Annotated in this window: 21 protein-coding genes; 13 read left to right on the forward strand and 8 right to left on the reverse strand. The window is 60.7% G+C overall.

Annotation, left to right across the window (positions count from 1 at the left end; translation table 11 throughout):
- The first annotated feature begins 357 nt into the window (after positions 1-357).
- On the forward strand, positions 358-4,056 hold the full coding sequence (locus WBQ77_RS11130; RefSeq protein WP_424060276.1) for an AsmA-like C-terminal region-containing protein: 3,699 nt from the start codon (positions 358-360) through the stop codon (positions 4,054-4,056).
- A gap of 23 nt (positions 4,057-4,079) precedes the next feature.
- On the opposite strand, the gene tyrS is transcribed toward WBQ77_RS11130, so the two are convergent.
- Positions 4,080-5,333 carry a tyrosine--tRNA ligase gene (gene tyrS, locus WBQ77_RS11135; protein WP_424042348.1) on the reverse strand — a complete coding sequence of 418 codons (1,254 nt, stop codon included), beginning with the start codon at positions 5,331-5,333 and terminating at the stop codon, positions 4,080-4,082.
- A gap of 177 nt (positions 5,334-5,510) precedes the next feature.
- Positions 5,511-6,194 (reverse strand): alpha/beta hydrolase, encoded by a 684-nt coding sequence (locus WBQ77_RS11140; protein ID WP_424042350.1) that lies wholly within the window; start codon positions 6,192-6,194, stop codon positions 5,511-5,513.
- 317 nt (positions 6,195-6,511) lie between these two features.
- Between WBQ77_RS11140 and WBQ77_RS11145 the strand changes: the two genes are divergently transcribed.
- The 7 genes from WBQ77_RS11145 (at position 6,512) to WBQ77_RS11175 (ending at position 13,875) form a co-directional block, all read left to right on the forward strand.
- Entirely contained in the window at positions 6,512-7,663 is a 1,152-nt protein-coding gene (locus WBQ77_RS11145; RefSeq protein WP_424060278.1) for a cysteine desulfurase family protein, read from the forward strand.
- Positions 7,664-7,716: 53 nt separating this feature from the next.
- Complete coding sequence (gene sufB, locus WBQ77_RS11150; protein WP_424060280.1) at positions 7,717-9,189, forward strand: Fe-S cluster assembly protein SufB; 1,473 nt, start codon at positions 7,717-7,719, stop codon at positions 9,187-9,189.
- A gap of 327 nt (positions 9,190-9,516) precedes the next feature.
- Positions 9,517-10,275 (forward strand): Fe-S cluster assembly ATPase SufC, encoded by a 759-nt coding sequence (sufC, locus tag WBQ77_RS11155; protein ID WP_424045049.1) that lies wholly within the window; start codon positions 9,517-9,519, stop codon positions 10,273-10,275.
- A gap of 12 nt (positions 10,276-10,287) precedes the next feature.
- Complete coding sequence (sufD, locus tag WBQ77_RS11160) at positions 10,288-11,649, forward strand: Fe-S cluster assembly protein SufD (protein ID WP_424045051.1); 1,362 nt, start codon at positions 10,288-10,290, stop codon at positions 11,647-11,649.
- A gap of 18 nt (positions 11,650-11,667) precedes the next feature.
- A complete protein-coding gene (locus WBQ77_RS11165) occupies positions 11,668-12,918 on the forward strand; it encodes an aminotransferase class V-fold PLP-dependent enzyme (protein ID WP_424045053.1) in 1,251 nt (416 codons plus the stop codon).
- A gap of 93 nt (positions 12,919-13,011) precedes the next feature.
- Positions 13,012-13,443, forward strand: coding sequence for an SUF system Fe-S cluster assembly protein (locus tag WBQ77_RS11170; RefSeq protein ID WP_424045070.1), 432 nt, complete (start codon positions 13,012-13,014; stop codon positions 13,441-13,443).
- A gap of 39 nt (positions 13,444-13,482) precedes the next feature.
- Positions 13,483-13,875, forward strand: a complete 393-nt coding sequence (locus WBQ77_RS11175) for a HesB/IscA family protein (protein WP_424045055.1) — start codon at positions 13,483-13,485, stop codon at positions 13,873-13,875.
- Between the two features lie 19 nt (positions 13,876-13,894).
- On the opposite strand, the gene WBQ77_RS11180 is transcribed toward WBQ77_RS11175, so the two are convergent.
- A complete protein-coding gene (locus tag WBQ77_RS11180; RefSeq protein WP_424060282.1) occupies positions 13,895-15,436 on the reverse strand; it encodes a DEAD/DEAH box helicase in 1,542 nt (513 codons plus the stop codon).
- Positions 15,437-15,680: 244 nt separating this feature from the next.
- Between WBQ77_RS11180 and WBQ77_RS11185 the strand changes: the two genes are divergently transcribed.
- The gene (locus WBQ77_RS11185) at positions 15,681-16,154 is read left to right on the forward strand and encodes a methyltransferase family protein (RefSeq protein ID WP_424045058.1); all 474 of its coding nucleotides are present in this window, start codon (positions 15,681-15,683) and stop codon (positions 16,152-16,154) included.
- A 33-nt stretch (positions 16,155-16,187) separates the two neighbouring features.
- On the opposite strand, the gene parE is transcribed toward WBQ77_RS11185, so the two are convergent.
- The 4 genes from parE to phnC form a co-directional block, all read right to left on the reverse strand.
- Positions 16,188-18,284, reverse strand: a complete 2,097-nt coding sequence (gene parE, locus WBQ77_RS11190; protein ID WP_424045060.1) for a DNA topoisomerase IV subunit B — start codon at positions 18,282-18,284, stop codon at positions 16,188-16,190.
- A 251-nt stretch (positions 18,285-18,535) separates the two neighbouring features.
- A complete protein-coding gene (gene phnE / locus WBQ77_RS11195; RefSeq protein ID WP_424045062.1) occupies positions 18,536-19,351 on the reverse strand; it encodes a phosphonate ABC transporter, permease protein PhnE in 816 nt (271 codons plus the stop codon).
- Entirely contained in the window at positions 19,351-20,154 is an 804-nt protein-coding gene (gene phnE, locus WBQ77_RS11200; RefSeq protein ID WP_424045063.1) for a phosphonate ABC transporter, permease protein PhnE, read from the reverse strand. The genes phnE (WBQ77_RS11195) and phnE (WBQ77_RS11200) overlap by 1 nt, the downstream gene beginning before the upstream one ends.
- On the reverse strand, positions 20,151-20,981 hold the full coding sequence (phnC, locus tag WBQ77_RS11205) for a phosphonate ABC transporter ATP-binding protein (RefSeq protein ID WP_424045065.1): 831 nt from the start codon (positions 20,979-20,981) through the stop codon (positions 20,151-20,153). The genes phnE (WBQ77_RS11200) and phnC overlap by 4 nt, the downstream gene beginning before the upstream one ends.
- A 725-nt stretch (positions 20,982-21,706) precedes the next feature.
- On the opposite strand from phnC, the gene WBQ77_RS11210 reads away from it, so the two are divergent.
- The 3 genes from WBQ77_RS11210 (at position 21,707) to WBQ77_RS11220 (ending at position 24,963) form a co-directional block, all read left to right on the forward strand.
- Positions 21,707-22,126: a hypothetical protein gene (locus tag WBQ77_RS11210; RefSeq protein WP_424045067.1), complete on the forward strand. Its 420-nt coding sequence runs from the start codon at positions 21,707-21,709 to the stop codon at positions 22,124-22,126.
- A 404-nt stretch (positions 22,127-22,530) separates the two neighbouring features.
- Positions 22,531-23,850: a TAXI family TRAP transporter solute-binding subunit gene (locus tag WBQ77_RS11215; protein ID WP_424060285.1), complete on the forward strand. Its 1,320-nt coding sequence runs from the start codon at positions 22,531-22,533 to the stop codon at positions 23,848-23,850.
- A gap of 6 nt (positions 23,851-23,856) precedes the next feature.
- On the forward strand, positions 23,857-24,963 hold the full coding sequence (locus WBQ77_RS11220; RefSeq protein WP_424060287.1) for a cache domain-containing protein: 1,107 nt from the start codon (positions 23,857-23,859) through the stop codon (positions 24,961-24,963).
- A gap of 30 nt (positions 24,964-24,993) precedes the next feature.
- Here the strand turns inward: WBQ77_RS11220 and phnD are convergent, their stop codons facing one another.
- On the reverse strand, positions 24,994-25,941 hold the full coding sequence (phnD, locus tag WBQ77_RS11225) for a phosphate/phosphite/phosphonate ABC transporter substrate-binding protein (protein WP_424043613.1): 948 nt from the start codon (positions 25,939-25,941) through the stop codon (positions 24,994-24,996).
- A gap of 282 nt (positions 25,942-26,223) precedes the next feature.
- Here phnD and WBQ77_RS11230 point away from each other — a divergent pair, with 282 nt between their 5' ends.
- Positions 26,224-26,517: a hypothetical protein gene (locus WBQ77_RS11230; protein ID WP_424060289.1), complete on the forward strand. Its 294-nt coding sequence runs from the start codon at positions 26,224-26,226 to the stop codon at positions 26,515-26,517.
- The last annotated feature ends 277 nt before the right edge of the window (positions 26,518-26,794 follow it).

A 26,794-nucleotide genomic window follows, 5' to 3' on the forward strand; every position in this document is an offset into this window, starting at 1 on the left:
AACTTTATCCCTTCCTGCCATTCTTGTCATGGGGGTTGTCTACCCCCGCGCGCGCGCGCTCCAGCAGCAGCTTAGGCTTTGATTCGCCTTGGTTTAGCCGATTTTGAGACATCTTATTGCAACCTTAGTGTTGACTCGCGCACGTGCTAACGGAACGCAATGGGCGGAATGCGTGCCGGACGCATTTCCTGGTATCGAAATTTTGACAGGTCCCGGTACGAATCGTTCGGGCTTAGGCAGCGAGACTTGCGCCTAGCAGACGATGCGACCTTGCGGAGGCGATGCATGTTGAATGGCGTCCTTTTGGCAGTGGACGCGGCTTGGAGCGCTCGGCAGACCTTTGGGGCCTGTGACTGAATGGACGAACCGCTCTCAGGCGCCTTGGCAAAGCTGACGACCCGAGGGGGCAAGGCCGTCCGCGCGCTGCCCGCTCGCGGGCGCCAACTCGTCAAGCAGGTGCCGCCGCCGGTCAAAATACAGCTCGCAAAATTGTCATCCCGGGGCGCTCATGTCTGCCGCGAGATTTTCGCGGGCATTTTCGTTATCGGACTGATCGTCATCGTTCTGGGTTATGGACGTTTGTCGCGCGGGCCGATCTCGCTGCCGGGTCTCGTCGCACCGATCGAGACGGCGATAAACGACCAGCTTTCCGATTTGACCGTACAGATTGACGATGCGGTGCTTCAGCGCGGCAGTGATGGTCCTGGCGTGGTCCTGCGTCTGCGCGACATACGGCTTATCGACCTGGCAGGGGATGTCGTGGCCCAAGCACCGCTTGCCGCGATCGGCCTAAGTGGCTCCGCGCTGCTGTCCGGCAGGATCGCGCCCGGCAGCGTCGACTTCATCGGCTCGCGGCTGGTGATGGCCTACAATGAAGAGAGCGGCCTGTCCCTGGCCTTCTCCAAGCCCGGCGAAGAGGCCGAGGAGTTCGTCCGGGGTGCGATTCCTGCGGACCAGCACCCGGCCACTGAGGAGGCTCCGGCTAAAGGTGCGGGCGGCAAGAGGGTCCGAGGGTTAAACTTCACAAATGCGGTGAACGAGGTGTTTCGGCGTGTTCGCCGTTCCGACACCTCCTACCTCACGCGGTTTGGCCTGAAGGACTCGATCGTCGTTCTGTACAAGGACGGTACTGAGACCCTGTGGCAGGTGCCGGACCTTGCGATGAATCTCGAGCACCTCGATCGCCGCAGCGTGCTGGTTGGCGAGGCCAACGTGGCGTCAAGCCGTGGCGACTGGCAGCTCGAATTTCGCACCGCTCAGAAGGCCAACACGAAAGGGCTCAAGACTCAGATCTTGGTCGAAAACCTGGTGCCGTCGGGGATCGCGGGCAATTTTCCCACAGTCGGCCTGCTCCGCGCGTTGGACATGGCTGTCGATGGTGAGGTCGTCGCCGACCTTGCACGTAACGGAGACTTCCTTGGCGGTGAGGCGAAGGTCCGCTTGGCACCGGGTCAGATCACGCCGCCGTGGGATCCCGATACGCCCGTGCGGATCGATCGCGGCGATCTCACCATTCGCTACATCGAAGGAGAGAGTATCATTGAGCTCGCCCCGTCCACCTTGAGATGGGGCAAGGAGTCGTATGCGACGTTCAGCGGCAAATTTCTTCCGGTCTTCGATGACAACAACAAGGTTGTGTCCTGGAACTTCGATATTAAAGCCGATGAGGCGGTCTTGGGCGTCGAGGAGTTCGGCCTTGGCCCTGCCAAGGTCGATCAGTGGCGGGCGAAGGGGAACCTGTCGGTCGCTGACGGCAACCTCACGCTGTCGAGTTTCGTCATTCGCGCGGGCGATGCCAAGATTGTTGCGAGCGGAACCATCACGGACCGCTTCGGCACGATGGGGGTTCAATTGTCGGGCAAAATGAGCCCGATGCCGATGAAGATGCTCAAGCAGCTTTGGCCGAAGTTCCTCGCAGGACCGGCACGCCAATGGGTGTTGGAACAGGTCGACGGCGGCAAGGTTCTCGGCGGCTCTTTCAACATCGCACTCGAGCCTGGAATGATTGAGTCGATAAAGGAAGGAAAACCCGTCCCGGACGAGGGGATCGCCGTCGAGCTGAAGTTCACAGATACGAGCATCGCCTATATCCCGGAACTGCCGCCCGTTCGCACGGGCGCCGGAACGATGACTATCTCCGGTACGAAGTTCTCGGTCGTCATTCCAGCCGGCACGGTCGCGGTCGCCAACGGGATGGAAATCGTCGTGAGCGACGGACAATTCGTCATTGCCGATCTGCGCGAAGATCCGAACATGGGCATCGTTAACTTCCGCGCGGCGGCGCCAACGCCCGCCGTCCTGACGCTGCTCGATTATCAGCCCTTCGGCTTCATCACCGATGTAGGCCTCAAGCCCGACTTCCTGGGCGGCACCGCGACAGGCGAGTTCACGTTCAACGTGCCGCTCGTGGAAAACCTGGACCCCAAGGAAATCAAGATCTCGGGCACGGCGCGTCTCCAGAACGCCATTACGCCGGGGCTCGTCGGCGATCTCGGGATCGAAGGCGGCATTGTCGACGTCAGCCTTACGAGCGAAGGGGTCAGCGCTTCGGGGAATGTGATGATCAAGGACGTCCCAGCCTCGGTTCGCTGGCAACGGCTCTTCTATGCGCCCGAGAGCGACCAGCCGTCGATATCGGTCACTGCGATCCTGGATGCAGGCTCGCGCGAGAAGCTCGGGCTCAAGGTCAACGACTTGGTGAAAGGGTCGATGCCGGTGACCCTCTATTTCAGCGGGCTGAAAGAGGGAACCGGGCAGCCCGATACGTCCAAAATGACGGTCGTCGGAGACCTGACCGAGGCCGAACTTGTGTTCGAAGCGGTCGGCTGGAAGAAGCCCACCGGACAGAATGCGAAAATCAGCTTCGACGTGAACCGGAAGAGCGACGGTGCGACAGACCTTGAAAATTTCGTAATCGCCGGACAGAACCTCGCGATCTCAGGGCAGGTGGCGCTGGATGCCGAAAACGAGCTCAGGACTCTTACCTTTTCGCAGTTCTCGGTCGGGCCGCTCACTTCTCTGTCGATTGAGGCGAGCCGCCGTGCCGACGGTGTCATGCAGGTTCACGCGGAAGGCCCGTCTTATGACGCACGGGACTTCTTCCAAGCTCTGATTTCCGCCGACCAGCTGACAGCAAGCGGCAACGCCAAAGAGGCCGAATCCGACGATATTGAGATGACGGCGAAGATCGGCCGCTTGGTGGGATATGACGACAACACTGCGACGGACGTGGACATCGCCATGACTAAGCGTGCGGGGAAGCTGGTCGCACTGAATGGCAGAGGCCTGCTGAATGGCCGCAATCCCATGAGCGTCGAGATGCAGAACAGCAATGGGGCCCGCATCCTGACCGCCGAGGCAGGCGATGCCGGCACGGCCTTCCGTCTCATCGGTTTCTATCGAAACATGCAAGGGGGGAACGCCTTGCTTCGGGTCAACCTCGACGCGGGTGGGACTAAACGATCCGGCACGCTGCGGGTTCTCGATTTCGCCGTCGTCGGAGACAGCGTCGTCGCCGACGTGCTGAGCGATCCGAGTTCGACCGCCGCGTTTGGACAGAACCAGCCGGACGTCCAACGGAAGATCGTCTTCCGGCGTTTGCGTGCGCCGTTCGTTGCCGGGGGCGGAAAGTTCCAGCTCAACGATGCCTATGTGAACGGTCCGGAGCTTGGCGCCACGTTGCGCGGTACAGTGGACTTCAGGGCGCGGAAGGTCGATTTCGGCGGAACCTATGTGCCGCTCTACGGGCTGAACTCAGCCCTCGGCGCCGTGCCCGTTCTGGGGCGCGTCTTTGTGGGCAGGCAGGGCGAAGGTCTGGTCGGCATCACCTTCGCCATCAAGGGTAAGCTCGACGACCCGACGGTGCTGGTCAATCCCATGTCGGTGATGGCGCCGGGAATCTTTCGCCAGATTTTCGATTTCAATGGCGGCATGCCGCCGGGGACCTCCTCCACGACCACGGAGAGGTCCCGCAGGAACTCGAATGCGGAACGGCCCCGCAAGAAGAGGCGGTTGCGCCCCTTGGAGAACGCCCGAGAGCGCAGAGGTTTGAATTAAAGGGCCTGAGTTCGACGGCTGGTTTAAATAGGCCGGATCAGCGCATGGCGCTTCTTGCCGAGCGAGAGCTTGATGACACCTTCGGCGGTGAGATTGGCCGGCGTGAGCGCTTGGCGTTCGTCGCGGACCGCCACGTCGTTGACTTTGATACCGCCGCCTTTGATTTGCCGCCGGGCTTCGCCCGTGGACTTCACAAAGCCTGCCTGGACGGCGGCCGTGAGAACACCATAGCCGTTCTCGAGGTCCGCCTTAGCAATCTCCAAAGTCGGCAGTTCCGATGCGAGTCGTCCCTGCTCGAACGTGGCGCGCGCCGTTTCGGCCGCTTGGTCCGCCGCGGCGCGGCCATGGACCAGCGCCGTCGCTTCGGTCGCGAGGATCTTCTTTGCCTCGTTGAGCTCGGAGCCCTCTAGAGCTGCCAGCCGATCGATCTCATCGAGAGGGAGTTCCGTGAAGAGCTTGAGAAAGCGCGGGACGTCCGCATCCTCAGCGTTCCGCCAAAACTGCCAATAGTCGTACGGCGACAGCATGTCTGGGTTGAGCCAGACGGCACCGGCCGCGGTCTTGCCCATCTTGCCGCCCGATGACGTCGTCAGGAGGGGCGTGGTCACGCCGAACAGCTCGACGCCGTCGGTCCGCCGGCCAAGCTCGATGCCGGTGACGATGTTGCCCCACTGGTCGGAGCCGCCCATTTGGAGGCGGCACCCTTCACGGCGATTAAGCTCAACGAAGTCGTAGGCTTGGAGCACCATGTAATTGAATTCGATAAAGCTGAGATTCTGCTCGCGTTCGAGCCGGAGCTTCACAGAGTCCTGACCGAGCATGCGGTTGACGCTGAAATGCCGACCGTAGTCGCGCAGGAAGGAAATGTAGTTGAGCCGTTCCAGCCAGTTGGCGTTGTTCAAGAGGATCGCATCGCGCTTCCCCGTGCCGAAAGTCACAAACTTCGAGAACACGCGCTGAATACCGTCGATGTTCGACGCGATCGTCGCATCGTCGAGGAGCTTGCGGGATTCGTCTTTGCCCGAAGGGTCGCCCACCTTCGTCGTGCCGCCGCCGATCAGCACAATGGGTCGATGTCCAGTCTGCTGCAGTTTCCTGAGCAGCATGATGCTGACGAGGTTCCCCACATGGAGGCTCGGCGCCGTGCAGTCGAAACCGATATACCCGGTGACGATCTCTTTGCGAGCGAGTGCGTCGAGCCCGGCTTCGTCAGTGCATTGGTGAATAAAGCCGCGCGCGGAAAGCTCGTGGAGTAGGTCTGATTTGGCGGTGCTCATCGTTGGGACGTGCAAAAATATTCGAATGAAAGCGCTAGAACGGAGCGCATGCTCGAGCGTCTAACAGGTTTGGCTCGCGAATGCACTGTCACGATGGTGCCGGGCCGACACACACCGCTCACCGCTCGCCGGGGTTGCAGCCCGGCGCCGCCGGCCGCTGCGAAGCACCGGGCCTGCCTAGGCGGTCGGTTCTTTTCGCGCCTTGCCCTTCTTTGGCTTCGTCTTTCCGAGGCGCTTGTCGAGATAGGCATCGACGACCTCCATCAGTCCTTCCATCCGCTCCTCGAAGAAGTGGTTGGCGTCCGGCACAGTGGCTTGGTCGACGATCGCGTCCTTCTGAGTCTTCAGTCTTTCGACGAGACCGCGCACGGACTCCGTTGGAACGACTCGATCTTTCGCGCCGTTGACCATCAAGCCGGAGGACGGGCAGGGCGCCAAAAACGAGAAATCGTAGAGGTTCGCGGGCGGTGCCACGCAAACGAAGCCCTCGATTTCCGGGCGTCGCATCAGTAGTTGCATGGCGATCCAGGAGCCGAATGACGCGCCCGCAATCCAGCAAGACGGGGCATCGTTGTTATAGCCTTGGAGCCAGTCCAGCGCGGTCGCCGCGTCCGCCAGCTCGCCAGGACCGTTGTCGAAAAGGCCTTCGCTTCGGCCAACGCCCCGGAAGTTGAAGCGCAGAACCGAGAAGCCCCGCTTCTGGAAGGCGTAATACATGTGGTAGACGACCTGATTGTTCATCGTCCCGCCGAATTGCGGGTGGGGATGAAGAATCAGTGCCACCGGTGAATTTGCTGCGGGCTGGTGGTGGTAACGGGCTTCGATCCGGCCGGCAGGGCCGCTAATATTGACTTCAGGCATGAACGATGGGGCCTCGACTGGTCGCGTTGGCAGGCAGGTCTGCGCTCGGTCTTCGGTATATAGGGCCGGTCTTATGGATTTTCAGGCTTTGCCGTGCGCCAAACACCGCCGCATTGCTTGACTTGGCCCTTACAGAATCCTATAAAAACTAGAAATTAGAACTGTTCCAAACAGGGCTGTTCCGATCAAGCTGGGCGCTAGGAACGAGCCGACTGCCAAGCCGAGCTTCTTAGCACGGTCAACCGGGTCTTGCGCAAGCGATAACCGGCCACAAAGGGCCTATGGGGCCGAAAACGCTCCCCAGGCTTCGGAAGAGCATGAACCAGCGCGCTTATCTCGATCACAATGCGACCTCTCCCTTGCGACCCGAAGTACGCGAGGCGGTGCTTGGCGCATTGGCGCTTTTGGGCAACCCGTCCTCCGTACACTCCGAAGGGCGCAGTGCGCGGGCGGCCGTGGAAGAAGCAAGGGGCAAGGTCGCGGCGCTCGTCGGCGCGCGCCCGGAGGATGTGATCTTTACCAGCGGTGGCACCGAGGCGAATGGGCTTGCCTTGGCCGCGCCGCCCGGCAGCGAGCCCGGGCGGGCCTTTCTGTCGGCGATCGAACACCCCTCGGTGCTGGCGGGCGGACGTTTCGAAACCGAGGCGAGAACGGTTGTGCCCGTAACCGCTGAAGGCGTGGTCGATCTGGATTACCTAGCTCGGATTCTTGAACACCACGGGTCCGAGGGCGGGCGGCCTTTCGTGTCGCTGATGGCGGCCAACAATGAAACGGGCGCTCTTCAGTCTGTCGCGGAGGCAGCCGGGATCGTGCACGAAGCAGGCGGCGTACTCCATACCGACGCCGTGCAGATGGCCGGGCGTTTGCCCGTCGATCTTGGCGCGCTCGGTGCGGACCTTTTAACCCTCTCGGCCCACAAGGTCGGCGGCCCCAAGGGAGTCGGGGCGCTGATCTTGGCTGAGGGCGCCGGTGTTCGCCCCCTCATGACCGGTGGCGGACAAGAAGGACGGCGCCGTCCGGGGACGGAGAACGTGGCTGGCATCGTTGGCTTCGGAGTCGCCGCGGAATGTGCCGGCAAAGAGCTGTCGCACATGGATAAGGTGGCCCGGCTTCGGGACGCGCTCGAAGACGGTGTACGCACCGTAGCTCCGGATGCAATCGTGTTCGCGCAATCCATCCCGCGTCTGCCGAATACGTCGTCCATCGCCGTACCTGGACTGAAAGCAGAAACGCTGGTGATCGGTCTGGACCTTGCGGGCGTATCTATTAGTGCCGGAAGCGCTTGTTCGTCCGGGAAAGTCGAGACCTCTCACGTGCTGGCCGCGATGGGAGTGGCGCCTGAGGTGGCGCGGGCAGCGATCCGCGTTAGCCTTGGTATCGGCAATTCCGATCACGATATTCAGAACTTCCTTATTGCGTTTGGGGACCTCGTCAAACGTCTTCGGAAGGATGCAAAAGAAGCGGCCTAGAGGTTTTTTGCGGCTCCGTCCGCATACGAACGAAACAAATTTGGGAAAGAGCGATGCCCGCAGTCGATGAAACTGTCGAACGCGTCAAGGAAATCGACGTTGACAAGTACAAATACGGCTTCACGACCGATATTGAGTCGGTCAAGGCGCCTAAGGGGCTGAATGAGGACATCGTCCAGTACATTTCAGCCAAGAAGGGCGAGCCGAAATGGCTGCTGGAATGGCGGCTCGAAGCCTATAAGCGCTGGCGCACCATGCGCGAGCCTACCTGGGCCAAGGTCCATTATCCGAAGATCGACTTCGAGGACCTCTACTACTATGCCGCGCCGAAGAGCACCGAAGGCCCCAAGAGCCTCGAGGAGGTCGATCCCGAACTGCTCAAGACTTATGAGAAGCTCGGTATTCCGTTGAAAGAGCAGGAAGTGCTTGCGGGCGTTCAAGGCGCCCCGAAAGTCGCTGTCGATGCGATCTTCGACAGCGTTTCGGTGGTCACCACCTTCAAAGAGGAGTTGGCCAAGGCGGGCGTAATCTTCTGCTCGATCTCCGAGGCGGTGAAGACCCACCCCGAGCTCGTGAAGAAATATCTCGGGTCGGTCGTGCCCGTGACGGATAATTTCTACGCGACCCTGAACTCCGCCGTGTTCTCGGACGGATCGTTCGTGTACGTTCCCGAAGGGGTGCGCTGCCCGATGGAGCTGTCCACCTATTTCCGCATCAATGCGGAGAACACGGGGCAGTTCGAGCGCACGCTCATTATTGCCGACAAGGGCTCCTACGTGAGCTACCTCGAAGGCTGCACCGCACCTATGCGCGATGAGAACCAGCTTCACGCCGCCGTGGTGGAACTGGTGGCGCTCGAAGATGCCGAGATCAAATACTCGACCGTACAGAATTGGTATCCGGGTGATGCACAAGGCAAGGGCGGCGTCTATAACTTCGTGACTAAGCGCGGCGATTGCCGCGGTGACCGTTCAAAGATTTCCTGGACCCAGGTCGAGACCGGATCGGCGATCACCTGGAAGTATCCGTCCTGCATCCTGCGCGGTCATGGAAGCCGCGGCGAGTTCTACTCGATCGCGATCTCGAACGGCTATCAGCAGGTCGACAGCGGCACCAAGATGATTCATCTCGGCCGCGACACATCGAGCCGCATCATATCCAAGGGCATTGCGGCCGGTTTCTCGGACAACACCTATCGCGGGCTCGTCTCGGCTCATCGCAAGGCCACGAATGCGCGGAACTTCACCTGCTGCGACTCGCTGCTCATCGGCAACAAATGCGGGGCGCATACGGTGCCCTATATCGAGGCGAAGAACGCCTCCGCGACCTTCGAGCACGAGGCGACCACCTCGAAGATCTCCGACGATCAGCTGTTCTACTGCTTGAGCCGCGGTCTGTCCGAGGAAGAGGCGGTGGCGCTCATCGTCAACGGTTTCGTGCGCGACGTGCTGCAGCAGCTGCCGATGGAATTCATGGCCGAGACGCAGAAGCTGATTGGCATCTCGCTGGAAGGAAGTGTGGGCTGATGAACGAGAGGGACACGTTTTGCTTTCGCCCCAAGCGCTACGGTTATGGCGCGGAACCTAAGAACTGGCGGGGTTGGCTCGGCTCCGGCCTGTTTATGTTGGCAGCGGCCTCCATCGTCTGGTTAGGCCTTGTTGCTACGGCTCTCGGCGGGCAAGAGGCATCCACAGAGCGGACAGCGCTAGTTTGGGGCGCCTTGATTGCGATCACCGCAGGATATCGTTTGGTTTTGCCATCGCGGGACCGATGGACCGTGGCACTGGCGTTGGGGCCATACCGTCTAGCCGTGGAAAAACGATTCTATACCAAGATTTTAGAAAGACGCATTGATGCTTGAAATCAAAAACCTCCACGCCAAGGTCGACGGGCGCGAAATTCTGAACGGCCTCGACTTGACGGTTCCGTCCGGCGAGGTTCACGCAATCATGGGCCCGAACGGCTCCGGCAAGTCGACCCTGTCCTACGTGCTCGCGGGCAAGGACGATTACGAAGTCACGGATGGCACGGTCACGTGGAAGGGCGAAAACCTGCTCGACATGGACCCGGAAGAGCGCGCCGCCGCCGGCGTCTTCCTCGCGTTCCAATATCCGATGGAGATTCCCGGCGTCGCGACCATGACCTTCCTGCGGAGCGCCGTGAATGCGGTGCGCAAGGCGCGCGGCGAAGAGGAGTATTCGACTCCGGACTTCCTGCGGACCGTGAAGGAGAAGGCAAAAAGCCTCCAGATTGACATGGCGATGCTGCGCCGTCCGCTCAATGTTGGCTTTTCAGGCGGCGAGAAGAAGCGCAACGAGATCCTGCAAATGTCGTTGCTGGAACCGGGGCTCTGCGTTCTGGACGAGACGGATTCCGGGCTCGACATCGATGCCTTGCGGATTGTCTCCGAAGGGGTGAACGCGCTGCGCTCGCCCGAACGCTCCATGCTCGTCATCACTCACTACCAGCGGCTGCTGAACTACATCGTTCCGGACAGGGTGCATGTGTTGTCAAAGGGCCGCGTCGCGCGTTCGGGCGGTCCGGAACTGGCACTGGAGCTCGAGAAGTCCGGGTACGCCGAGTACGGCCAAGATGAAGTCTCGGCGGCGTAAGGGAGTATGCTGATGGACATCCCTGTCCGAGATTTCCGGACCAAGGCCGAGCAGGACCTGCTCGATCTATATGAGCGCGCCGCGGATGCACTTCCCGGCAATGCGTCAATTGCCGCCATGCGCCAGAGTGCGATTCGGAGCTATGCGGGTCTCGGTCTGCCCCATCGCCGCGTCGAGGCGTGGAAGTACACCGATTTGCGGGGCCGCATCGAAGACGTTCCGCCTCTTCTGGCCGAAGCCGACATCCAGGTGGGCGAGACGGAGCTGGAAGCGGCGTTCGGCAAGGCCGTCATGGCGCTGCCGGCCTATCGCATTGTTCTGGCCGGCGGCGAGTTCCGAGGCGATTTGTCCGACGTCGGCGCACTCCGCGAAGACGGTGTCGAATTGAGCTCGCTGGCCCAGATGCTGGAGTCGCCGCCGGCTTGGTTGACAGCGAGCCTCGACGACGTTGCAGCCCGCGACGACGATGTCGTGATCGCGCTCAACACCGCGCTCATGACCGCCGGCGTTGCGTTGCGCCTGCCCGAAGGTCTGACGTTGCAAAAGCCGATCCACCTGATCCATCTCGATGCGCCGGGCGCACTCGGATCGATCTATACGCGCAACGCGCTTGTCGCGGAGGAGGGCGCTTCGGCAAGTCTGCTTGAGAGTTTCGGCACGCTCGGCGCCCAAGGCACCGATGCTCAAGACGTGCAGCGCAACGCCGTGACGACCGTATCGCTGGGGCCGAAATCGGCGATTCATCATGTCAAACTGCAGCGCGAAGCCCTTGAAACGATTCACCTCAATGTGTGGGCTGCTGCCATCGGTGCCGAGGCCCGCTACAACGCCTTCCAGCTTTCCATGGGCGCGGCGCTGTCCCGCAACCAGGTCTATGTTCGCTTTGACGGCGAGGGCGCGGCGACCGATATCTCCGGCGCTACGCTCGCGCGTGGGTCGCAGCATTGCGACACGACGCTCGTGGTCGAGCACAACGTGCCGGCTTGCGAGAGCCGCGAACTCTTTAAGCTGGTGCTGAACGACAACGCGCGCGGCGTCTTTCAGGGCAAGATCGTCGTCGCCCCCGACGCTCAGAAGACCGATGGCAAGCAGATGTCGCAGGCGCTGCTCCTGTCGGAGACGGCGGAGTTCGACTCCAAGCCAGAGCTGGAAATCTATGCGGACGACGTCGTGTGTGGTCATGGCGCGACCTCCGGGCAGATCGACGAAGATCTGTTGTTCTACCTGCGCGCCCGTGGCCTCCCAGAGACGGAAGCGCGGGCTCTGCTGATCCAGGCCTTTGTCGGCGAGGCATTCGAGGCCTTGGACGACGAGACGATCGGGGAGGCGCTTTCCTCTGTTTCTGCCGATTGGCTCGGCACACCGGTGGAGTAAGGTCAGCCCATGAATATCATGTCGCCGTCTGCAACGGACTCCCCAGTGGCACCCTTCGATGTGGAGCGCATCCGCGCCGACTTTCCGATCCTGTCGGAAACGGTGCACGGCAAGCCACTCACCTATCTCGACAATGGCGCATCGGCCCAGAAGCCGCGCCAGGTCATCGAGGCGATCACCCGCGCCTATTCGGCCGAATACGCCAATGTTCATCGTGGACTTCACCATCTGTCGAACCTGGCGACCGAAAACTTCGAGAAGGCACGTGGTAAGGTACGGGCCTATCTGAATGCGGCCCACGACGAAGAGATCATCTTCACACGGAATGCCACCGAGGCGGTCAATCTCGTCGCCTCGTCCTTCGGTGCCCCGCGCATCGGGGAGGGCGATGAGATTCTCATCACGATCATGGAGCATCACTCCAACATCGTGCCGTGGCACTTCCTGCGCGAGCGCCAGGGTGCGGTCCTGAAATGGGCGCCGGTTGCCGACGATGGGAGCTTTCTGCTGGATGAATTCGAGAAGCTAATTTCGCCGCGCACGAAGTTGATCGCGCTGACCCAGATGTCGAATGTGCTTGGCACGATCGTACCGATCAAGGACGTCGTGCGGATCGCCCGCGCGCATGGCGTTCCCGTGCTCGTGGATGGGGCGCAAGGGGCGGTGCATCTCCCCGTCGATGTCCGCGACCTGGACTGCGACTTCTACACCTTCACGGGGCACAAGCTCTACGGGCCCACGGGCATCGGCGTTCTCTATGGAAAGAAGGCGCTACTCGAGGCCATGCAGCCCTATCAGGGCGGTGGCGAGATGATCGGTTACGTGACCACAGACGAAGTGACTTATGCCACGCCGCCCCATCGCTTTGAGGCCGGCACGCCCGCCATCGTCCAGGCGATTGGACTGGGAGCCGCAATCGATTACGTAGAAGCGATCGGCCGGGAGAACATCGCCGCGCACGAGCACAAAGTGCTCACCTACGCCATGGACCGGCTGAGTGCGTTGAACTGGCTGAAGATTTATGGCCATGCCGAAGGGAAGGGTGGCATCGTGTCCTTTGAGGTCGACGGCGCGCATCCGCATGATGTTAGTACGATTCTGGACCGCTATGGCGTGGCGGTCCGCGCCGGCACACATTGTTGTGAACCGCTTCTGGCGCGCTTTGGCGTTACCTCGACATGCCGCGCCTCTTTCGCCATGTATAATACGGAAGATGATGTAGACCGATTGGTGGACGCACTGCACAAGGTGCGGTCGATGTTCGCCTAGGATTAAGATGGGTCCTAAAGAGAGACAGCCCGGATGGTTGAAAAGACTCAACGAAACGAAGACAGCGAAATCCCGAACGAAATGTCGCCGGGCATGGCTCAGTTTATCCCCGGGCACATTCAGTCTGCGGCTGAAGCGACTGACGCGGGGGAACCGGGGGCATCGCCCGATCCCTCACCCTTCGACGAGGAGGCTCCGTCATCAATTCCGCCCGACGAGCTCGAGCGGCTCCACGGCGATCTCGTCGGGGCGTTGAAAACGGTTTACGACCCCGAGATCCCGGTCGATATCTATGAGCTGGGCTTGATCTATAAGATCGATGTCGACGACGACCGGAATATCGCGGTTGAAATGACCCTGACGGCGCCAGGATGTCCGGTCGCGGGCGAAATGCCTGGCTGGGTTCAGAATGCGGTGGCGTCCGTTCCGGGCGTCGGCCAGGTCGATGTGAAGCTGGTGTTCGATCCGCCTTGGGATATGACGCGCATGTCCGACGAAGCGCGGCTCGAACTCAACATGTTTTAGGCACTTGAAGCGGTAGGGATTTCGTCCCACTTTTGGATTATGAGCAATCTTCCTCGTCCCAAAGCTATGAGCCTCACCGAAGCCGCCGCCGTGCGTCTACGCGAACTCGCGGCTGCCTCGGGCCCGCAGACTGGGGCCGTGCGCATCGGCGTCAAGAACGGCGGCTGTGCGGGCATGGAATACACAATGGAATACGTGGCTGAGCGCGGTCCGCATGACGAGGTTGTCGAGGATAAGGGCGTGACCCTCCTGATTGACCCCTCGGCCATCATGTTTCTGCTCGGAACGGAGATGGACTACGAGATCGGGCAGATGCGTTCGGGCTTCGTGTTCAACAACCCGAACCAGACCAGTGCTTGCGGGTGCGGCGAGTCCGTCATGCTGAAGCCTGCCGGCCAACCGGAACCGGCGCCTGCCAACCTCGCGGACTAAAAGCGGAAATCGAAGAAATTTAGTCTGCCCGAACCGGGCGCATCATGAAGGCCGGAACGTGCTCGCCCATGCCGACAGGCTGGTTCTCGCGGGCTTGCCCCGACCGGGACTTGCCCTTCGGCGCTGACTTTTCTCTGGGAGCGGGCTTAGCCCTGGCTGCAGGCCTGTCCCTGGCAGCTGACTTTTCCCTAGCAGCAGACCTGTCATCAGAACGCGTGTCGGCGTCTGCGGTCTTGCGGGCAGGGCGCGACCGCTTAGCCGTGTTGGTGCTGTCGTCAGCAGACGCATCGGCGAGAGATGAACCGCTGCGGCGATTGGAGGGAGCCTCGGACTGTGCGTCCGCCGGTTTCAGTCCATTGCGCCGGGAGCGGCCGCCGCGGCGGCGTCCACGCCCACCTTCGCGGGCTGCGCCTCGGGCCTCTTCGGCCTCTTGCGGATCGGGCGCACCATCGACCCAGGCAATCTCTTCGCGCAACAAGGCTTCGATGGCCTTCAGGGCCTTGTGGTCCTTCGGCGTGACTAGCATCGCGGCATAGCCTTCGCGGCCCGCACGGCCCGTGCGGCCGATGCGATGCACATAGTCTTCGGGATGGACCGGCACGTCGTAATTGAAGACATGGCTCACCGCGGGAATATCAAGCCCGCGGGCGGCCACGTCGCTGGCGGCGAGCAGCGTAATCTCACCGCTGCGGAAGGCATCGAGCGTTGCCGTGCGTTGTCGCTGGTCCAGGTCGCCATGCAAAGCGCCGACGTTGAATCCGTGGCGCTGTAGTGACCGAAAGACTACGCCCACATCTTTTTTGCGATTGCAGAAGATGATGGCGTTCTGGATCTTGTGCTCGCGGATCAGGCTCCGCAAGGCTTCGCGCTTCTCTGCTGGATGATCGACGGCCTTTTTCAGGCGCTGCGTAATCGTTGATGCGGCCGAGGCGGGCCGGGCGACTTCGATACGCTCCGGCGTATGCAGGAAGTTGTCGGCGAGCCGCTTAATTTCGGGAGGCATGGTCGCTGAGAAGAATAGGGTCTGCCGCGTGAAGGGGAGGACTTTACAGATGCGCTCGATATCCGGGATGAAACCCATATCGAGCATTCGGTCGGCCTCGTCGACGACGAGGATCTCGATGCTGTTCAGCATTAGCTTGCCGCGTTCGAGATGATCCAGAAGGCGGCCCGGGGTGGCGATCACGACATCGGCGCCACGGTCCAGTTTCTTGTTCTGCTCCTCATAGGAGACGCCGCCGATAAGCAGCGCGACGGTGAGCCTATGGTTCTTGCCGAGAAGTTCGAAGGCCTCGGCCACCTGCGCGGCGAGTTCGCGCGTCGGCTCCAAGATCAATGTTCGGGGCATTCGGGCCCGGGCCCGTCCGCGTTCTAGGCGCGTCAGCATGGGAAGCACGAACGATGCCGTCTTTCCAGTGCCGGTCTGCGCAATCCCCAACACGTCGCGGCCTGAGACGGCCACTGGAATGGCCTGGGCCTGAATAGGGGTAGGTATGTCGTACCCGGCCGCTTCGACCGAAGCTTCGACTTTGGGACTTAAGCCAAGATTTGAAAAGCTCATGGATTAGTAAAAATGCGACGCTGGCGCTGGCCTTGCGTCTTGTTCTATCTCTACAAAGATTAGCTGTTACGATTCGTTGGATGCATTCAACACAGCACCCGAACATTACGGCCACATGACCGCGAGTATTCTGAGAATGACATAGGCGGCATTGTCGAAACGCGCAAGGGGCAAAAGTTCGCAGCGCGTCAGGCGCTAAGAATGCTCGGGCGCGCCAGGCGACTTCAAAAAGGCTGAGAATAAGATGAGGACAAAAGATTACGCCGACATAGCCATCAAGCCGCCGATCCTGTTTCTCGGCGCCCTTTTGCTCGGCTATGTACTGACCTATTTGTTTCCCGTCGGCCCGGGTCTTGCCTCTCCGAACGGCTTGGGGCTGATGGCCGGGCTGGCCTTCATGGTGGTAGGGTTCGCGCTGGCCATCTTCCCCGCCAGGCGGTTTCGCAAGGCCGGGACCAGCGTCTTGCCCGGTGAGCCGTCGACCGCTCTCGTCCGGGAGGGCATGTACAAGGCGACGCGAAATCCGATCTATATCGGTTTGATCTTAGTCTATTTCGGCCTGTGCATCGTGCTGACCAGTGTGTGGATGCTGATTCTGCTCGTCCCGACGGTGATCATCCTGCACTGGGGTGTTGTGAAGCGCGAAGAGGACTACCTCACCTGGAAGTTCGGCGACGACTATCGCCGCTATATGAGCCAAGTCCCGCGCTGGCTCTGAGGCTGCCGGACGGCGACTAAACATCGAGACCGTCTAAATATCGAGGTCTTCGGCTTCGGCGAAGGCGGCCCGTTCCTGAATGAATTTGAAGCGCGCCTCGGGTTTGTTGCCCATGAGTTGATCGACCGCCTTGGTCGTGCCAGGGCGATCCTCGTCGTCGAGCTCCACGCGGAGCAGCGTGCGCGACGCCGGGTCCATGGTCGTCTCCTTCAGCTGCCTGGGAAGCATCTCGCCCAAGCCCTTGAAACGACTCACATCGATCTTGCCGCGGCCATTGAAGACCTCCTTTGTCAGCGCCTCCTTATGGGCCTCGTCGCGCGCATAAGCCGTCTTGGCGCCCTGGCTCAGCCGGTAGAGCGGCGGCACCGCGAGGTACAGGTGCCCGTTCTCGATCAGGCCCTTCATCTCACGATAGAAGAAGGTGATGAGCAGCGAGGCGATATGGGCTCCGTCCACGTCGGCATCGGTCATGACGACGACCTTCTCGTAGCGCAGGTCCTCGTCCCGGTAGCGGGTCCTGGTTTGGCAGCCGAGCGCCTGGATCAGGTCGCTCAGGAGCTGGTTCTCGGCAAGCTTCGCTGAACTTGCACTCGCGACGTTGAGGATCTTTCCGCGCAACGGCAGGATGGCCTGCGTGGCCCGGTTGCGGGCCTGTTTGGCCGAGCCGCCCGCGGAATCGCCCTCGACGATGAAGATCTCGGTGCCCTTCGATCCCGTCGAGGAGCAATCGGCCAGCTTGCCGGGAAGCCGCAGACGCCGCGTCGCGGTCTGCCGGTTGACTTCCTTTTCTTTCCGGCGGCGCAGGCGTTCCTCGGAGCGGTCCACCACCCAGTCCAGGAGCTTGCCGGCCTGGTTCGGGTGCCCCGTGAGCCAGTGGTCGAAGGCATCGCGCACGGCGTTCTCGACGATCTTGACGGCCTCTTGGGTTGCCAGGCGATCCTTGGTCTGGCCCTGGAACTCCGGCTCGCGGATAAACACCGAGAGCATGGACGCCGCGGTGCCCATTACGTCGTCACCTGTGACCTGCGAGACGCGTTTGACGCCGGTCAGTTCGCCATAGGCGCGCAAGCCTTTGGTTAGCGCCGCGCGCAGGCCCGCCTCGTGTGTGCCGCCGTCCGGGGTCGGGACGGTGTTGCAGTACGAGCTCATGAAGCCGTCCGCGCTCGCGACCCAGGCGATGCCCCATTCCACCGAGCCATGACCTTCGGCCTTCTCCACGCGGCCGGCGAAGATGTCGTTGGTGACCGTCGTCTGGCCGTCGATACTTTCGGCGAGAAAGTCCTTAAGACCCCCGGGGAAGTGCAGCTCGGCCTTCTCCGGAACATCGCTACTAGCGGCGATCAGAGCCTTGTCGCAAGACCAGCGGATTTCGACACCCCGGAAGAGATAGGCTTTGGAGCGCGACATGCGGAACAGCCGCGCGGGTTTGAAGGCGGCCCCCTTGCCGAAAATCTGAGGATCGGGGCGGAAGCGCACCTTGGTGCCGCGCCGGTTCTTGATGGGGCCGAGCTTTTGTAGCGGCCCATCGGGAATACCGCGCGTATAGCTCTGACGATACAGTTTCTGGCTCCGCGCTACTTCGACTTCGAGCGTCTCCGAAAGCGCATTGGCTACCGAGACGCCGACGCCATGCAATCCGCCGCTGGTGGCGTAGACCTTGGAGTCGAATTTTCCGCCCGCATGCAGCGTCGTCATGATGACTTCGAGCGCAGACTTCTTCTTGAATTTGGGATGCGGATCGACCGGGATGCCGCGGCCGTTATCCGTGACGGTGAGGGTGCCGTCCTTGTCTAGCGAGACCTCGATCCGGCTCGCATGGCCTGCCACGGCTTCGTCCATGGCGTTGTCCAGCACCTCGGCGAAGAGGTGGTGCAGCGCCTTTTCGTCGGTTCCACCCACATACATGCCCGGGCGCTTTCGGACGGGCTCCAGTCCCTCTAGAACCTCGATGTCGGCGGCGGTATAGCCGCGTTCCGCCGCGCTAGCCTTTGTCATACCCGTTTTGGACCCGCCGCCTTGCACGCCCGCCTTCGGCGGCGCTTTGGCGCGTGCTGGCTTTGCCGATGCCTCATCGAACAGATCGGTGGTGACAGTGGATTTTCGTCTCGGGGCGATCGGGATAGTCCTCATGGCCGGAGCGCGCAGACGCCAGCGAAACGCAGAGAATCAGTGGCGTTTGGAACGTGATTCTAGCTCGCACGGAGGTGGGGCTTTTTCAAGGGGTTCGCCGCCCCGGCGACTGACGGGCTCATCGTCTCTTGCCTCCATTGCAGTCGCTCGATTAGGAAAATTGCGGGGGTCAGAGATGCGCTACCTCCTTGCAATACATCTAAGCTAATAAACTTGCACGGGTGCTGTTACGCTTGCACAACCCTCCGCCCTCAGATGATCGCGGCGCGAACCTTTGCAGAGATCCATTCGGAGAGGACGACGGTCGCCAGAATGACGACAAAGATCACCGTGACCTCTGCCCAGGCAAGGCGCGCCAGAGACGATTGGAGCTGTAGCCCGATACCGCCCGCGCCCACCAGGCCGAGAATGGTCGACTCGCGGATATTGATGTCCCAGCGGAACACCGAAATTCCGGCAAAGGCCGGTGCGATCTGGGGCCACACGGCGTAGTCCATGATCTGCTGGCGCGACGCCCCCGTCGCGCGCACCGCTTCTACCTGCTTTTCGTCGATCTCCTCGATGGCCTCATAGAGCAGCTTGCCGATAAAGCCGATGGAGCGAAGCGCGATGGCGATGATACCGGCGAGCAGGCCCGGCCCGATAATCGCAACCAGCAGAAGCGCCCAGATGAGCGAGTTGATCGATCGCGAGGATACGATGATGAGGAGTGCGAGTGGGCGGACGAGTGCCGCGCTTGGCGTTGTGTTGCGGGCGGCGAGGAAGGCGACCGGCGTCGCCAGCACGATGCCCAATGCGGTGCCCAGTGTGGCGATATTGAGTGTGTCCCAAAGGGGGCCCCAGAGGCTCTCGAGATACGACCAGCGTGGCGGCCAAGCGCGCGATAGCAGGTCGGCCGCCTGCCGTGGCGCGTCCTCCACGAACAGCCAGATCGTGTTCTTGTTCATGATCTGCCAGGACAGGACGAACAAGACGCCAAGCGCGAGCCAGCCAAGCCAGATGGCCCATTGGGTGCGGGGTGTACGGCGTTGCCAGAGGAGGCCGCTGTCTTGCAATGCGACAGGCATCACTGCACCCATTTGCGCAAATGGCTGGAGAGATACTCGGCCGCGAGCACCACGACGATGATCATGATGAGGATCGCCCCGGCGGTGTCGTAGTCGTAGCGCTGCATGGCCGTGTTGAGTGTCGCGCCGATCCCGCCCGCGCCGACAATGCCGATCACGGCGCTTTCCCGGAAGTTGATATCGAGCCGGTAGAACGAAAGTCCGATCAGGCGCGGCATGACCTGAGGCTGAATGCCGTAATTGATCACCTGCCACCAGGTTGCCCCGGTCGCGCGGATCGCCTCAGCCTGCACTTCCTTGATATCCTCGATGTCTTCGGCAAGAAGCTTCGCCATGAAGCCGATCGTGGCGAAAGACAGGGTAAGGAAGCCGGCGAACGGCCCGAAGCCGAACATGGCTACGAACAGGATTGCGACGATGATTTCCTGGAAGGCGCGCGAGACGGTAATGATCGCGCGGCAAACGGCGTAGACCGGCAGCGGTGAGATATTGCGCGCCGCGCCAAGCCCGATCGGTATGGAGATGAGACAGCCGACGACGGTGGAGGTCAGCGTCATCGTCAGACTTTCCTCCATGCCTTGCCAGATGTCGCTGGCGCGCGTCGTGAAGTCGGGGGCGAGGAAGCCTTCTAGAATACGCCAGCCATTGGCGAGGCCAGAGAGGACACGTTGCCAATTGACGTCCAGCGTGGACACGGCGGCGATCACATAGACGAGCAGGCCGAGATAGAGCCACCAGCGGAGCCATGGATTGGCAATGAGCGGCGGCCGGGTCCAACCGGTCGAGGCGGCGGCAGGTCTCATGTGAGCCCGGCCATGCGTTCTTCGCGCGCATGTCGATCGTCCGGCGTGGGCTCCGCCTTCGCTTCGTCCTCGGGATGGATTTGGGTCCAGTCTTCTTCGCCGTAGATCTCCGTCAGCATGGCCGTATCCAAATTGGCGGGCGCCCCGTCGAACACGATCTCACCCTCACACAAGCCGATGATGCGGTCCGCGAACATTTTTGCGAGCGGCACGTCATGCATGCTGATGATTGCAGGCAGGTTGCGTTCGCGGCAGACCTCGCAGATGAGGCGCATGATCTGGCGCGCGGTCTTGGGGTCTAGCGAAGCGGTCGGCTCGTCGACCAGGAGAAGCGCGGGATCCTGCTCAAGCGCACGCGCGATGCCCACGCGTTGCCGCTGGCCGCCTGATAGCGCGCTCGCCCTCTTGTCGATCTGGTCGGAAAGCCCGACGCGTTCCAGAAGGCCAAAAGCGTTGTTCACATCGCTTTGGGGAAAGCGCCGCAAGAACGATCGCCAGAACGGCACATAGCCCAGGCGGCCGGACAGCACGTTCTCCATCACGGTCAGCCGTTCCACCAGAGCATATTCCTGGAAGATCATCCCCATATGCCGCCGGGCGCGCCGGAGCCCGCGGCCACCAAGGCGTGTGATCTCGGTGCCGTCCATGTCGATGCTTCCGCTGGTGGGCTTCACGAGGCGGTTGATGCAACGGATGAGGGTGGATTTGCCGGACCCAGACGGCCCGATCAATGCAACGACCTCGCCGGCCGGAAGCTCGAACGAAACACCGCGCAGCGCTTCGTCGCCGGTCTTGTAACGCTTTGTGAGTGAGGAAACGCGCAGCATGTCCTGTCCGGGCCAGTCCTGGCGGGGGCATTGGTCTCGGGCATGGTAGGAGAAAGGCTTGGGCCGCGCAAAGATGCGCCAGCCTTGGTCGAGTTCTAAGACACTCGTGCCGACGTGTACCGTTCAGTAGCTAAGCGCGTTCTCTCGTTTGGGATTTTTCTGCTGACCATTCTAGCATGTGATGTCCAGTACCATGCTGTGTCGCGTGGTTAGTTTGCAATTTGGTTTGTAAATTTCTGGACCTCAGGAGGCACAGTAAAGTTCGGGAGCAGGGGCCGAGGGCCGCATGCATTAAAGCTGGCCGTCGTCAGATGCTTGCCGCCACTTGTGGCCAATATGTCACCAACTGCTATGCAAACTTCGCGTACACAATGGGGGCATTCAAGTTGCGGCAGCGAGGCTCAATAGTGGCTCAGCAGCGTCTTGAGAAGCTCCGACGAGCCGCTTCTTCATTAGCGGTACAGCTTTTTAGTGCCATCCCTCGGACTTACACCGTGGGCAGCCAGCGTGTCTGTGTTGCTGAGCCACCGGCGCTTTCTCATGGAGTTCGCCTGAATTTCCTGAAACGGCTCCTTCGGAAAGCACATCTTGATAGCTTGGCCTCGCGCCGCAGTAGAGCAGGTTCAGATCCATCAGAACTTTGTTCCGCGCGAGGAGACTCGCGAGCAGCGCGGGACTCTAACGTACGAACTGTTATCGCCACTGGGACAGACCACCGGTGGCCAATGCGGCTTCGACGACCGCGCGTCAAGACCCTACGCATCCGGTTGTATAAGGGCACACAGGCGCGCGCGGTTTGGACGGTATTCGTCGCGCTGACCTTCATGGGCGTCGCGACAGAGGCATACGGCCAACTGTCCGCCTCTCAACCGACTGCCCCTGTCAATATTCCTCTGGCTTTAGGGCTCAATCCGGACAACCCAAAGCTCGAAATATTTGTAGGCATTAACGGCGGCGCACCGAGAAACTACATATTCGATACCGGGTCCCCAGTCTTCAATGCGCTTTACGATGAGGCCGTCGGTGAGCTCTACGACGTGGCGGTGGTACCCGGTGTGCTCCGTCCCATGTCATTGGGTTTTGCGTCAAATGAAGTTCTGAACCTCGTCACCCATGATCCTCTTGAAAATAGCCTTACGGGCTAGGACCACGGAAGCTCCACCAACGAGTTGTGCGTGTGCCACTGAGAGGACCTCTTCATACCAGCCCAAGTTTTTGGCGGTGGACCAGTTGGTGTGGATTTTGGTTTGCAACAATCGACGGGGCATATTGTTGAGTACTTCGGCGTTGGTCGCCACCATAGGTTCGGAGCTGAGCTTCAACCCGATCTTCTACTTGCTCATTTACTAATTTCGCGTCCGGATCCAGGAAGCGGCAACGAGACCGACAGCATCCGGCCTAACAGGCGAAAGATCCACGTGTGCAATTCAGCCAAAGGGCGCGCTTTTCACCTTGAACGAGGGTTCTCTGCTATTGTCTAAGTCGCTATGGATGCCGCGGAATCGTTGCTATTGGGATGCATCGAAGCGGGCGCCAAGGAAGTATGGTCGTGGGAACGCGTAGTTTCGTTTTGGTTACCATTGCCCTGCTGGGGCTTGCCTTGGCTGGCTTGTGGCACTGGCATGCTTCGCGCGAGCACACCTTGCTAGTGGCGGCCGGCCAAAAGTCGAGCCAAGCGTTTCAGCTTGCCGAGGCGCTGCGCTCGGTCATCTCCCGGCACTATCCGGAAATCAAGATGGAGGTCTTTGAGACGCGCGGCTCGCTCCACAACGCCAAGCTGCTTGATGAGGGCGTCGTCCAGCTCGCCACGCTGCAGGCGGATCAGGCTACGGGAACGTCAGCACGGCTGCTGGCGGAACTTTATCCCGACACATTTCAAATCGTGGTCCGCGGCGACAGCGGCATCAGCACCATCTCGGACCTGATCGGCAAGCGTATCGCACTACCGCCCGAGAAAAGCGGTGAGTACGAGGCATTCTGGTCTCTTGCGAACTATTACTCGCTGACCAAAGAGAGCTTGCGGGAGTTTACGGGCACAGAGCGGACCACCGACTGGCTGCTGATGAACGGCGACGTGGATGCGCTCTTTCGCATCCGCGCGCCCGGTGACGCGTCGATCTTGCGCCTCATCCAAAATGTCGACGGACGGGTTATCCCTATTCCCCAAGCCGCGGCGCTTCAGCTCAGGCATCCAGCGCTCGAGGCCGGCAGTATTCCGCAAGGGTCCTACAAAGGCCGCCCTGCGATACCCGGCAGCAACGAACAGACAATCTCGGTCAGGCAGCTTTTGCTTGCGCGTGAGCAAGTGTCGCCCAATGTGGTAGCCAAGATCGCGTCAGTTCTCTTCGAGCATCGTCGCGAGCTGATGGAGCTTGTGCCAATCGCGGGCCAGATAGCGACTCCGGACGCGAGCGGTCAGACCTTGGTGCCAATTCACGCTGGCGTACGCGCTTTCTGGGATCGAGACAAACCGTCGTTCATCCAGGAAAACGCAGAGCCAATCGCCCTGATGATCACGATCGCCATTGTAACGGCTTCGGCCTACCTTCAGCTAGCCAACCGTCGCCGCAAGAAAGTTATGGATGCCTATAACAGCGAGCTGATCACTCTGAGTCAGCGTGCGCGCTCTGCACCCAACTTCGAAGTGTTGGATGAGTGCAACAGCAAGCTCGCCGAGTTCGTGGGACGTATTGTGCATGAAACTGAACGTGGACGTATCAACACCGCAGAATTCACGCTTTTTAACTTCACATACAATGCGGTGGAGGATGCGATCAAGGATCGAGGCTTCCAGCTGGAGCGTGAAAGACGAAGTCTCAGCGGGGGTGCGTTTGACCGAATGACCAGCAAACGGACCACTGGGGATTAGACGAAGGTGGCAAGACGGCTGACTACAATCATTATACTGTCGATTTTTGGCATTGCCGTTGGCATTGTCACAGCTGCGTCGGTCGACCGGTTCAGAAGCAACGAGGCACTGAGCATTGCATTCGATCGCTTGCGCCTGTTCCACAATCTCAGACAGGCGGCATTGGAGGACTATCTGAGATCAATGGCGTCTGACGTGCGCGCCGCAAGTGAGAGCCCGCGCGTCGTCGAGGCGATGGAAAAGCTCGACTTCGCCTGGAAGGCATACGGTCCGGATGCACGCAAGGTGCTTCCGCGGCTCTACATCGACGAAAATACTGCCCGGCCTGACGAAAGGGCGCCACTCCTGGAAACAGACGACGGCTCGGATTACATCCAGTACCACCACGCCTTTCACGGCTGGGCACAGCGCTTTCTTGATCACTTCGGGTACTATGACGCGTTTCTGATCAATCCGCGGGGTGACATCATATACAGCGTGGCCAAGGAGCGTGACTTCGCCACGAGCGTTAAGACGGGTCCCTACCGCAAGAGCCCGCTTGCCGATGTTTTTCGCAATGCCATGGAGAACCCATCTGCCGCTGTCGATTTCTCCGACTTCGCGTTTTACGCGCCAAGCGGCGGAGACCCGGCCGCATTCGCCGCACATGCCATCACAAGAGGCGGCAAAGTCCTAGGTGTATTCGCAGTGCAGATTCCCGCGGAGCCAATTAACGAGCTCATGCAGTTCACCGCTGGCATGGGGGCTACGGGCGAGACCTATCTCGTCGGTCAGGACGGTCGAATGCGCAGTCAATCGCGCTTCATCGAAACTCCCACGCTGCTGGAAGTGAAGGTCGACAATGCTTCGGTCCAAGATGGTATGGCTGGACAGAGCGGTGCCCGCATCGTCAAGGACTACCGTGGTATCGCTGTCCTTTCGGTCTACGCCCCGGTCAATTTCGGGGGCCAGCCTTGGATTTTATTGGCTGAGATCGATCGGGAAGAGGCCATCACGATGAAGCGTCCATGGACCGCCGCCGCGGTTGGTATCCTGGCCGGGCTATTGGCGATGGGATTCGCCTCTTTGATTTGGCACTTGGTGCGCGGCCCAACTGAGGCCTCGATGGCTTAGCGCGCTCAAAGGTTTTCGAGATCGCCAAAGTCAGTTGCAAGAATACTGTACACCGTTGGCTTCGTCGATCTGGCGAATGACGGCCCAGTCGTCCTTGAATGTGATTGGAATGAACTTGGTGTCGCCAGACTTCGAAAATTCTTCCAGCAGCTTGGTGCCTTCCCAATCGAAGGTGAAGAACGCCTTTTTGATCTTGTCCTGCAGCTCAGGCGTAAGGTTGTGGGCCACGCCGAACCCCGTCGTCGGGAAGGTTTGCGAAGTGTAGATGGTCTTGAGCTGGTCTTGCTTGACCACGTCCCGGTCGATCATGCGGGCCATTACGGTGTTGGCGACGGCCGCAGCGTCGTAGTCTTTGTTGGCGACTCCGAGGATCGAATTGTCATGGGCACCAGAGAAGCGCGGCGTGAAGTCGCTGTCGCGCTCAAGCCCGAAGTCGGACTTCAACAACGCGGACGGCGCCTTGAAGCCCGAGTTCGATGTCTCCGAGGTGAAGGCGAGCGTGCGGCCCTTCAGGTCTCCGGGTTTTTCGATGCCGGACCCGGGATAGGTGATGATCTCCATTTCAAGGCCATATGAGCCGTCCTCGGCGGCCATTATCGTGAACGGCCGGAAGCCGGCACAGGCGACGGCGAGCGGGTTGGACCCCGTATTGACGCCGGCGACATGCAGCCGGCCGGCGCGCATCGCTTCGATCTGGGCGGCGTTGGACTGGACCGGAAAGAACTGCACCGGCTTGCCCGTGACCTCGGACAGATGGTCGAGGAACTCTTTCCAGACATCCACATAAACCGCCGGATCTTCCACGGGCGTATAGGCAAAGATCAGCGTGGACGGATCGACTTGACTGGCCGGGTCCTTCGGAATGTCCGCGATCAAATCCCCGTCGTTGTCCTCGTAGCGGCCATCGAGCTGGAAGGCCGCGCGGCCTGGGACGCACAACACGAAGGTGAGGACCAGCGACAGAACGATGCGCTTCATCATTGGAGAATTCCCTTGTTTTCCAGCCGAATGGACGACCAGCCGTCTCGGTCATCCGGGGCACCGCGCCCCGGTGTGCCGGGTGCGGCATATCTATGCCGAGACGCTTGCCGAGGCTAGTGGGACCGCATGACAGATTTGCGAAGTGGACGGGCGCTTGGGGGCGGATATGCGCCTGCCACAGGACGGCGCCATTAACCCGCGCTTAAGCGTATCGCTTTCCCGTTTCTTTACTCGCGCGTCGCTAAAATTCGTTTCGAATTTGAGAGGACGTCGAGCACGATGTTGATGCGATACGCACTGACGGGGGTAGCGGCAGCCACAACGATCTACGGCGCCGGCAATCTCGGCTCGAACAACTCGAACATGATGCTTGTCGACGCGGGATATAGCGGTCTGGGTGCCGACATTCCCGTCTGGGTTATGGTGATGGCCGCGGCTGCGATGCTTCTATCGCTCTGCCGCAGGTCCGCCTTGAGCCTGCCGTCGATGATGGGCACGTTGTCGGGCACCAACAAGACGTGGTTGTTAGCCGGCGCTGGAATTCTGGTCTACGCCGCCTACGCATTTGCGTAGCCGCGCGGTCCTGCGAAGAGTTGGGTTCAGTTTGGGGGAGCCTGGTACGAACCGATTGGTTTCCGTGTCCGACGGGGGTACGCGGAAGAAAAAGGCCAGCGGTTCGGATAGGCCGGGCGAGAGAAGGGGGCGACCGCAGTTCGCGGCCGCCCCCGATTTCGTTGCGAACGCCTAAAGGCTGAGAAACGCCTAGACGCTGTAATACATGTCGTACTCGACCGGGTGGGGCATCATCTCGAAGCGCTCCACCTCTTCCATCTTCAGCTCGAGATACGCG

Origin of the sequence: Methyloceanibacter sp. (assembly GCF_049590335.1) — a bacterium.
Taxonomy (GTDB): Bacteria; Pseudomonadota; Alphaproteobacteria; order Rhizobiales; family Methyloligellaceae; genus Methyloceanibacter.

Coding starts and splice junctions, on each gene's coding strand:
- WBQ77_RS11130 (WP_424060276.1), top strand. CDS start 358: ATGGACGAACCGCTCTCAGGCGCCTTGGCAAAGCTGACGACCCGAGGG.
- tyrS (WP_424042348.1), bottom strand. CDS start 5,333: ATGAGCACCGCCAAATCAGACCTACTCCACGAGCTTTCCGCGCGCGGC.
- WBQ77_RS11140 (WP_424042350.1), bottom strand. CDS start 6,194: ATGCCTGAAGTCAATATTAGCGGCCCTGCCGGCCGGATCGAAGCCCGT.
- WBQ77_RS11145 (WP_424060278.1), top strand. CDS start 6,512: ATGAACCAGCGCGCTTATCTCGATCACAATGCGACCTCTCCCTTGCGA.
- sufB (WP_424060280.1), top strand. CDS start 7,717: ATGCCCGCAGTCGATGAAACTGTCGAACGCGTCAAGGAAATCGACGTT.
- sufC (WP_424045049.1), top strand. CDS start 9,517: ATGCTTGAAATCAAAAACCTCCACGCCAAGGTCGACGGGCGCGAAATT.
- sufD (WP_424045051.1), top strand. CDS start 10,288: ATGGACATCCCTGTCCGAGATTTCCGGACCAAGGCCGAGCAGGACCTG.
- WBQ77_RS11165 (WP_424045053.1), top strand. CDS start 11,668: ATGTCGCCGTCTGCAACGGACTCCCCAGTGGCACCCTTCGATGTGGAG.
- WBQ77_RS11170 (WP_424045070.1), top strand. CDS start 13,012: ATGGCTCAGTTTATCCCCGGGCACATTCAGTCTGCGGCTGAAGCGACT.
- WBQ77_RS11175 (WP_424045055.1), top strand. CDS start 13,483: ATGAGCAATCTTCCTCGTCCCAAAGCTATGAGCCTCACCGAAGCCGCC.
- WBQ77_RS11180 (WP_424060282.1), bottom strand. CDS start 15,436: ATGAGCTTTTCAAATCTTGGCTTAAGTCCCAAAGTCGAAGCTTCGGTC.
- WBQ77_RS11185 (WP_424045058.1), top strand. CDS start 15,681: ATGAGGACAAAAGATTACGCCGACATAGCCATCAAGCCGCCGATCCTG.
- parE (WP_424045060.1), bottom strand. CDS start 18,284: ATGAGGACTATCCCGATCGCCCCGAGACGAAAATCCACTGTCACCACC.
- phnE (WP_424045062.1), bottom strand. CDS start 19,351: ATGCCTGTCGCATTGCAAGACAGCGGCCTCCTCTGGCAACGCCGTACA.
- phnE (WP_424045063.1), bottom strand. CDS start 20,154: ATGAGACCTGCCGCCGCCTCGACCGGTTGGACCCGGCCGCCGCTCATT.
- phnC (WP_424045065.1), bottom strand. CDS start 20,981: ATGCTGCGCGTTTCCTCACTCACAAAGCGTTACAAGACCGGCGACGAA.
- WBQ77_RS11210 (WP_424045067.1), top strand. CDS start 21,707: ATGCGGCTTCGACGACCGCGCGTCAAGACCCTACGCATCCGGTTGTAT.
- phnD (WP_424043613.1), bottom strand. CDS start 25,941: ATGAAGCGCATCGTTCTGTCGCTGGTCCTCACCTTCGTGTTGTGCGTC.
- WBQ77_RS11230 (WP_424060289.1), top strand. CDS start 26,224: ATGTTGATGCGATACGCACTGACGGGGGTAGCGGCAGCCACAACGATC.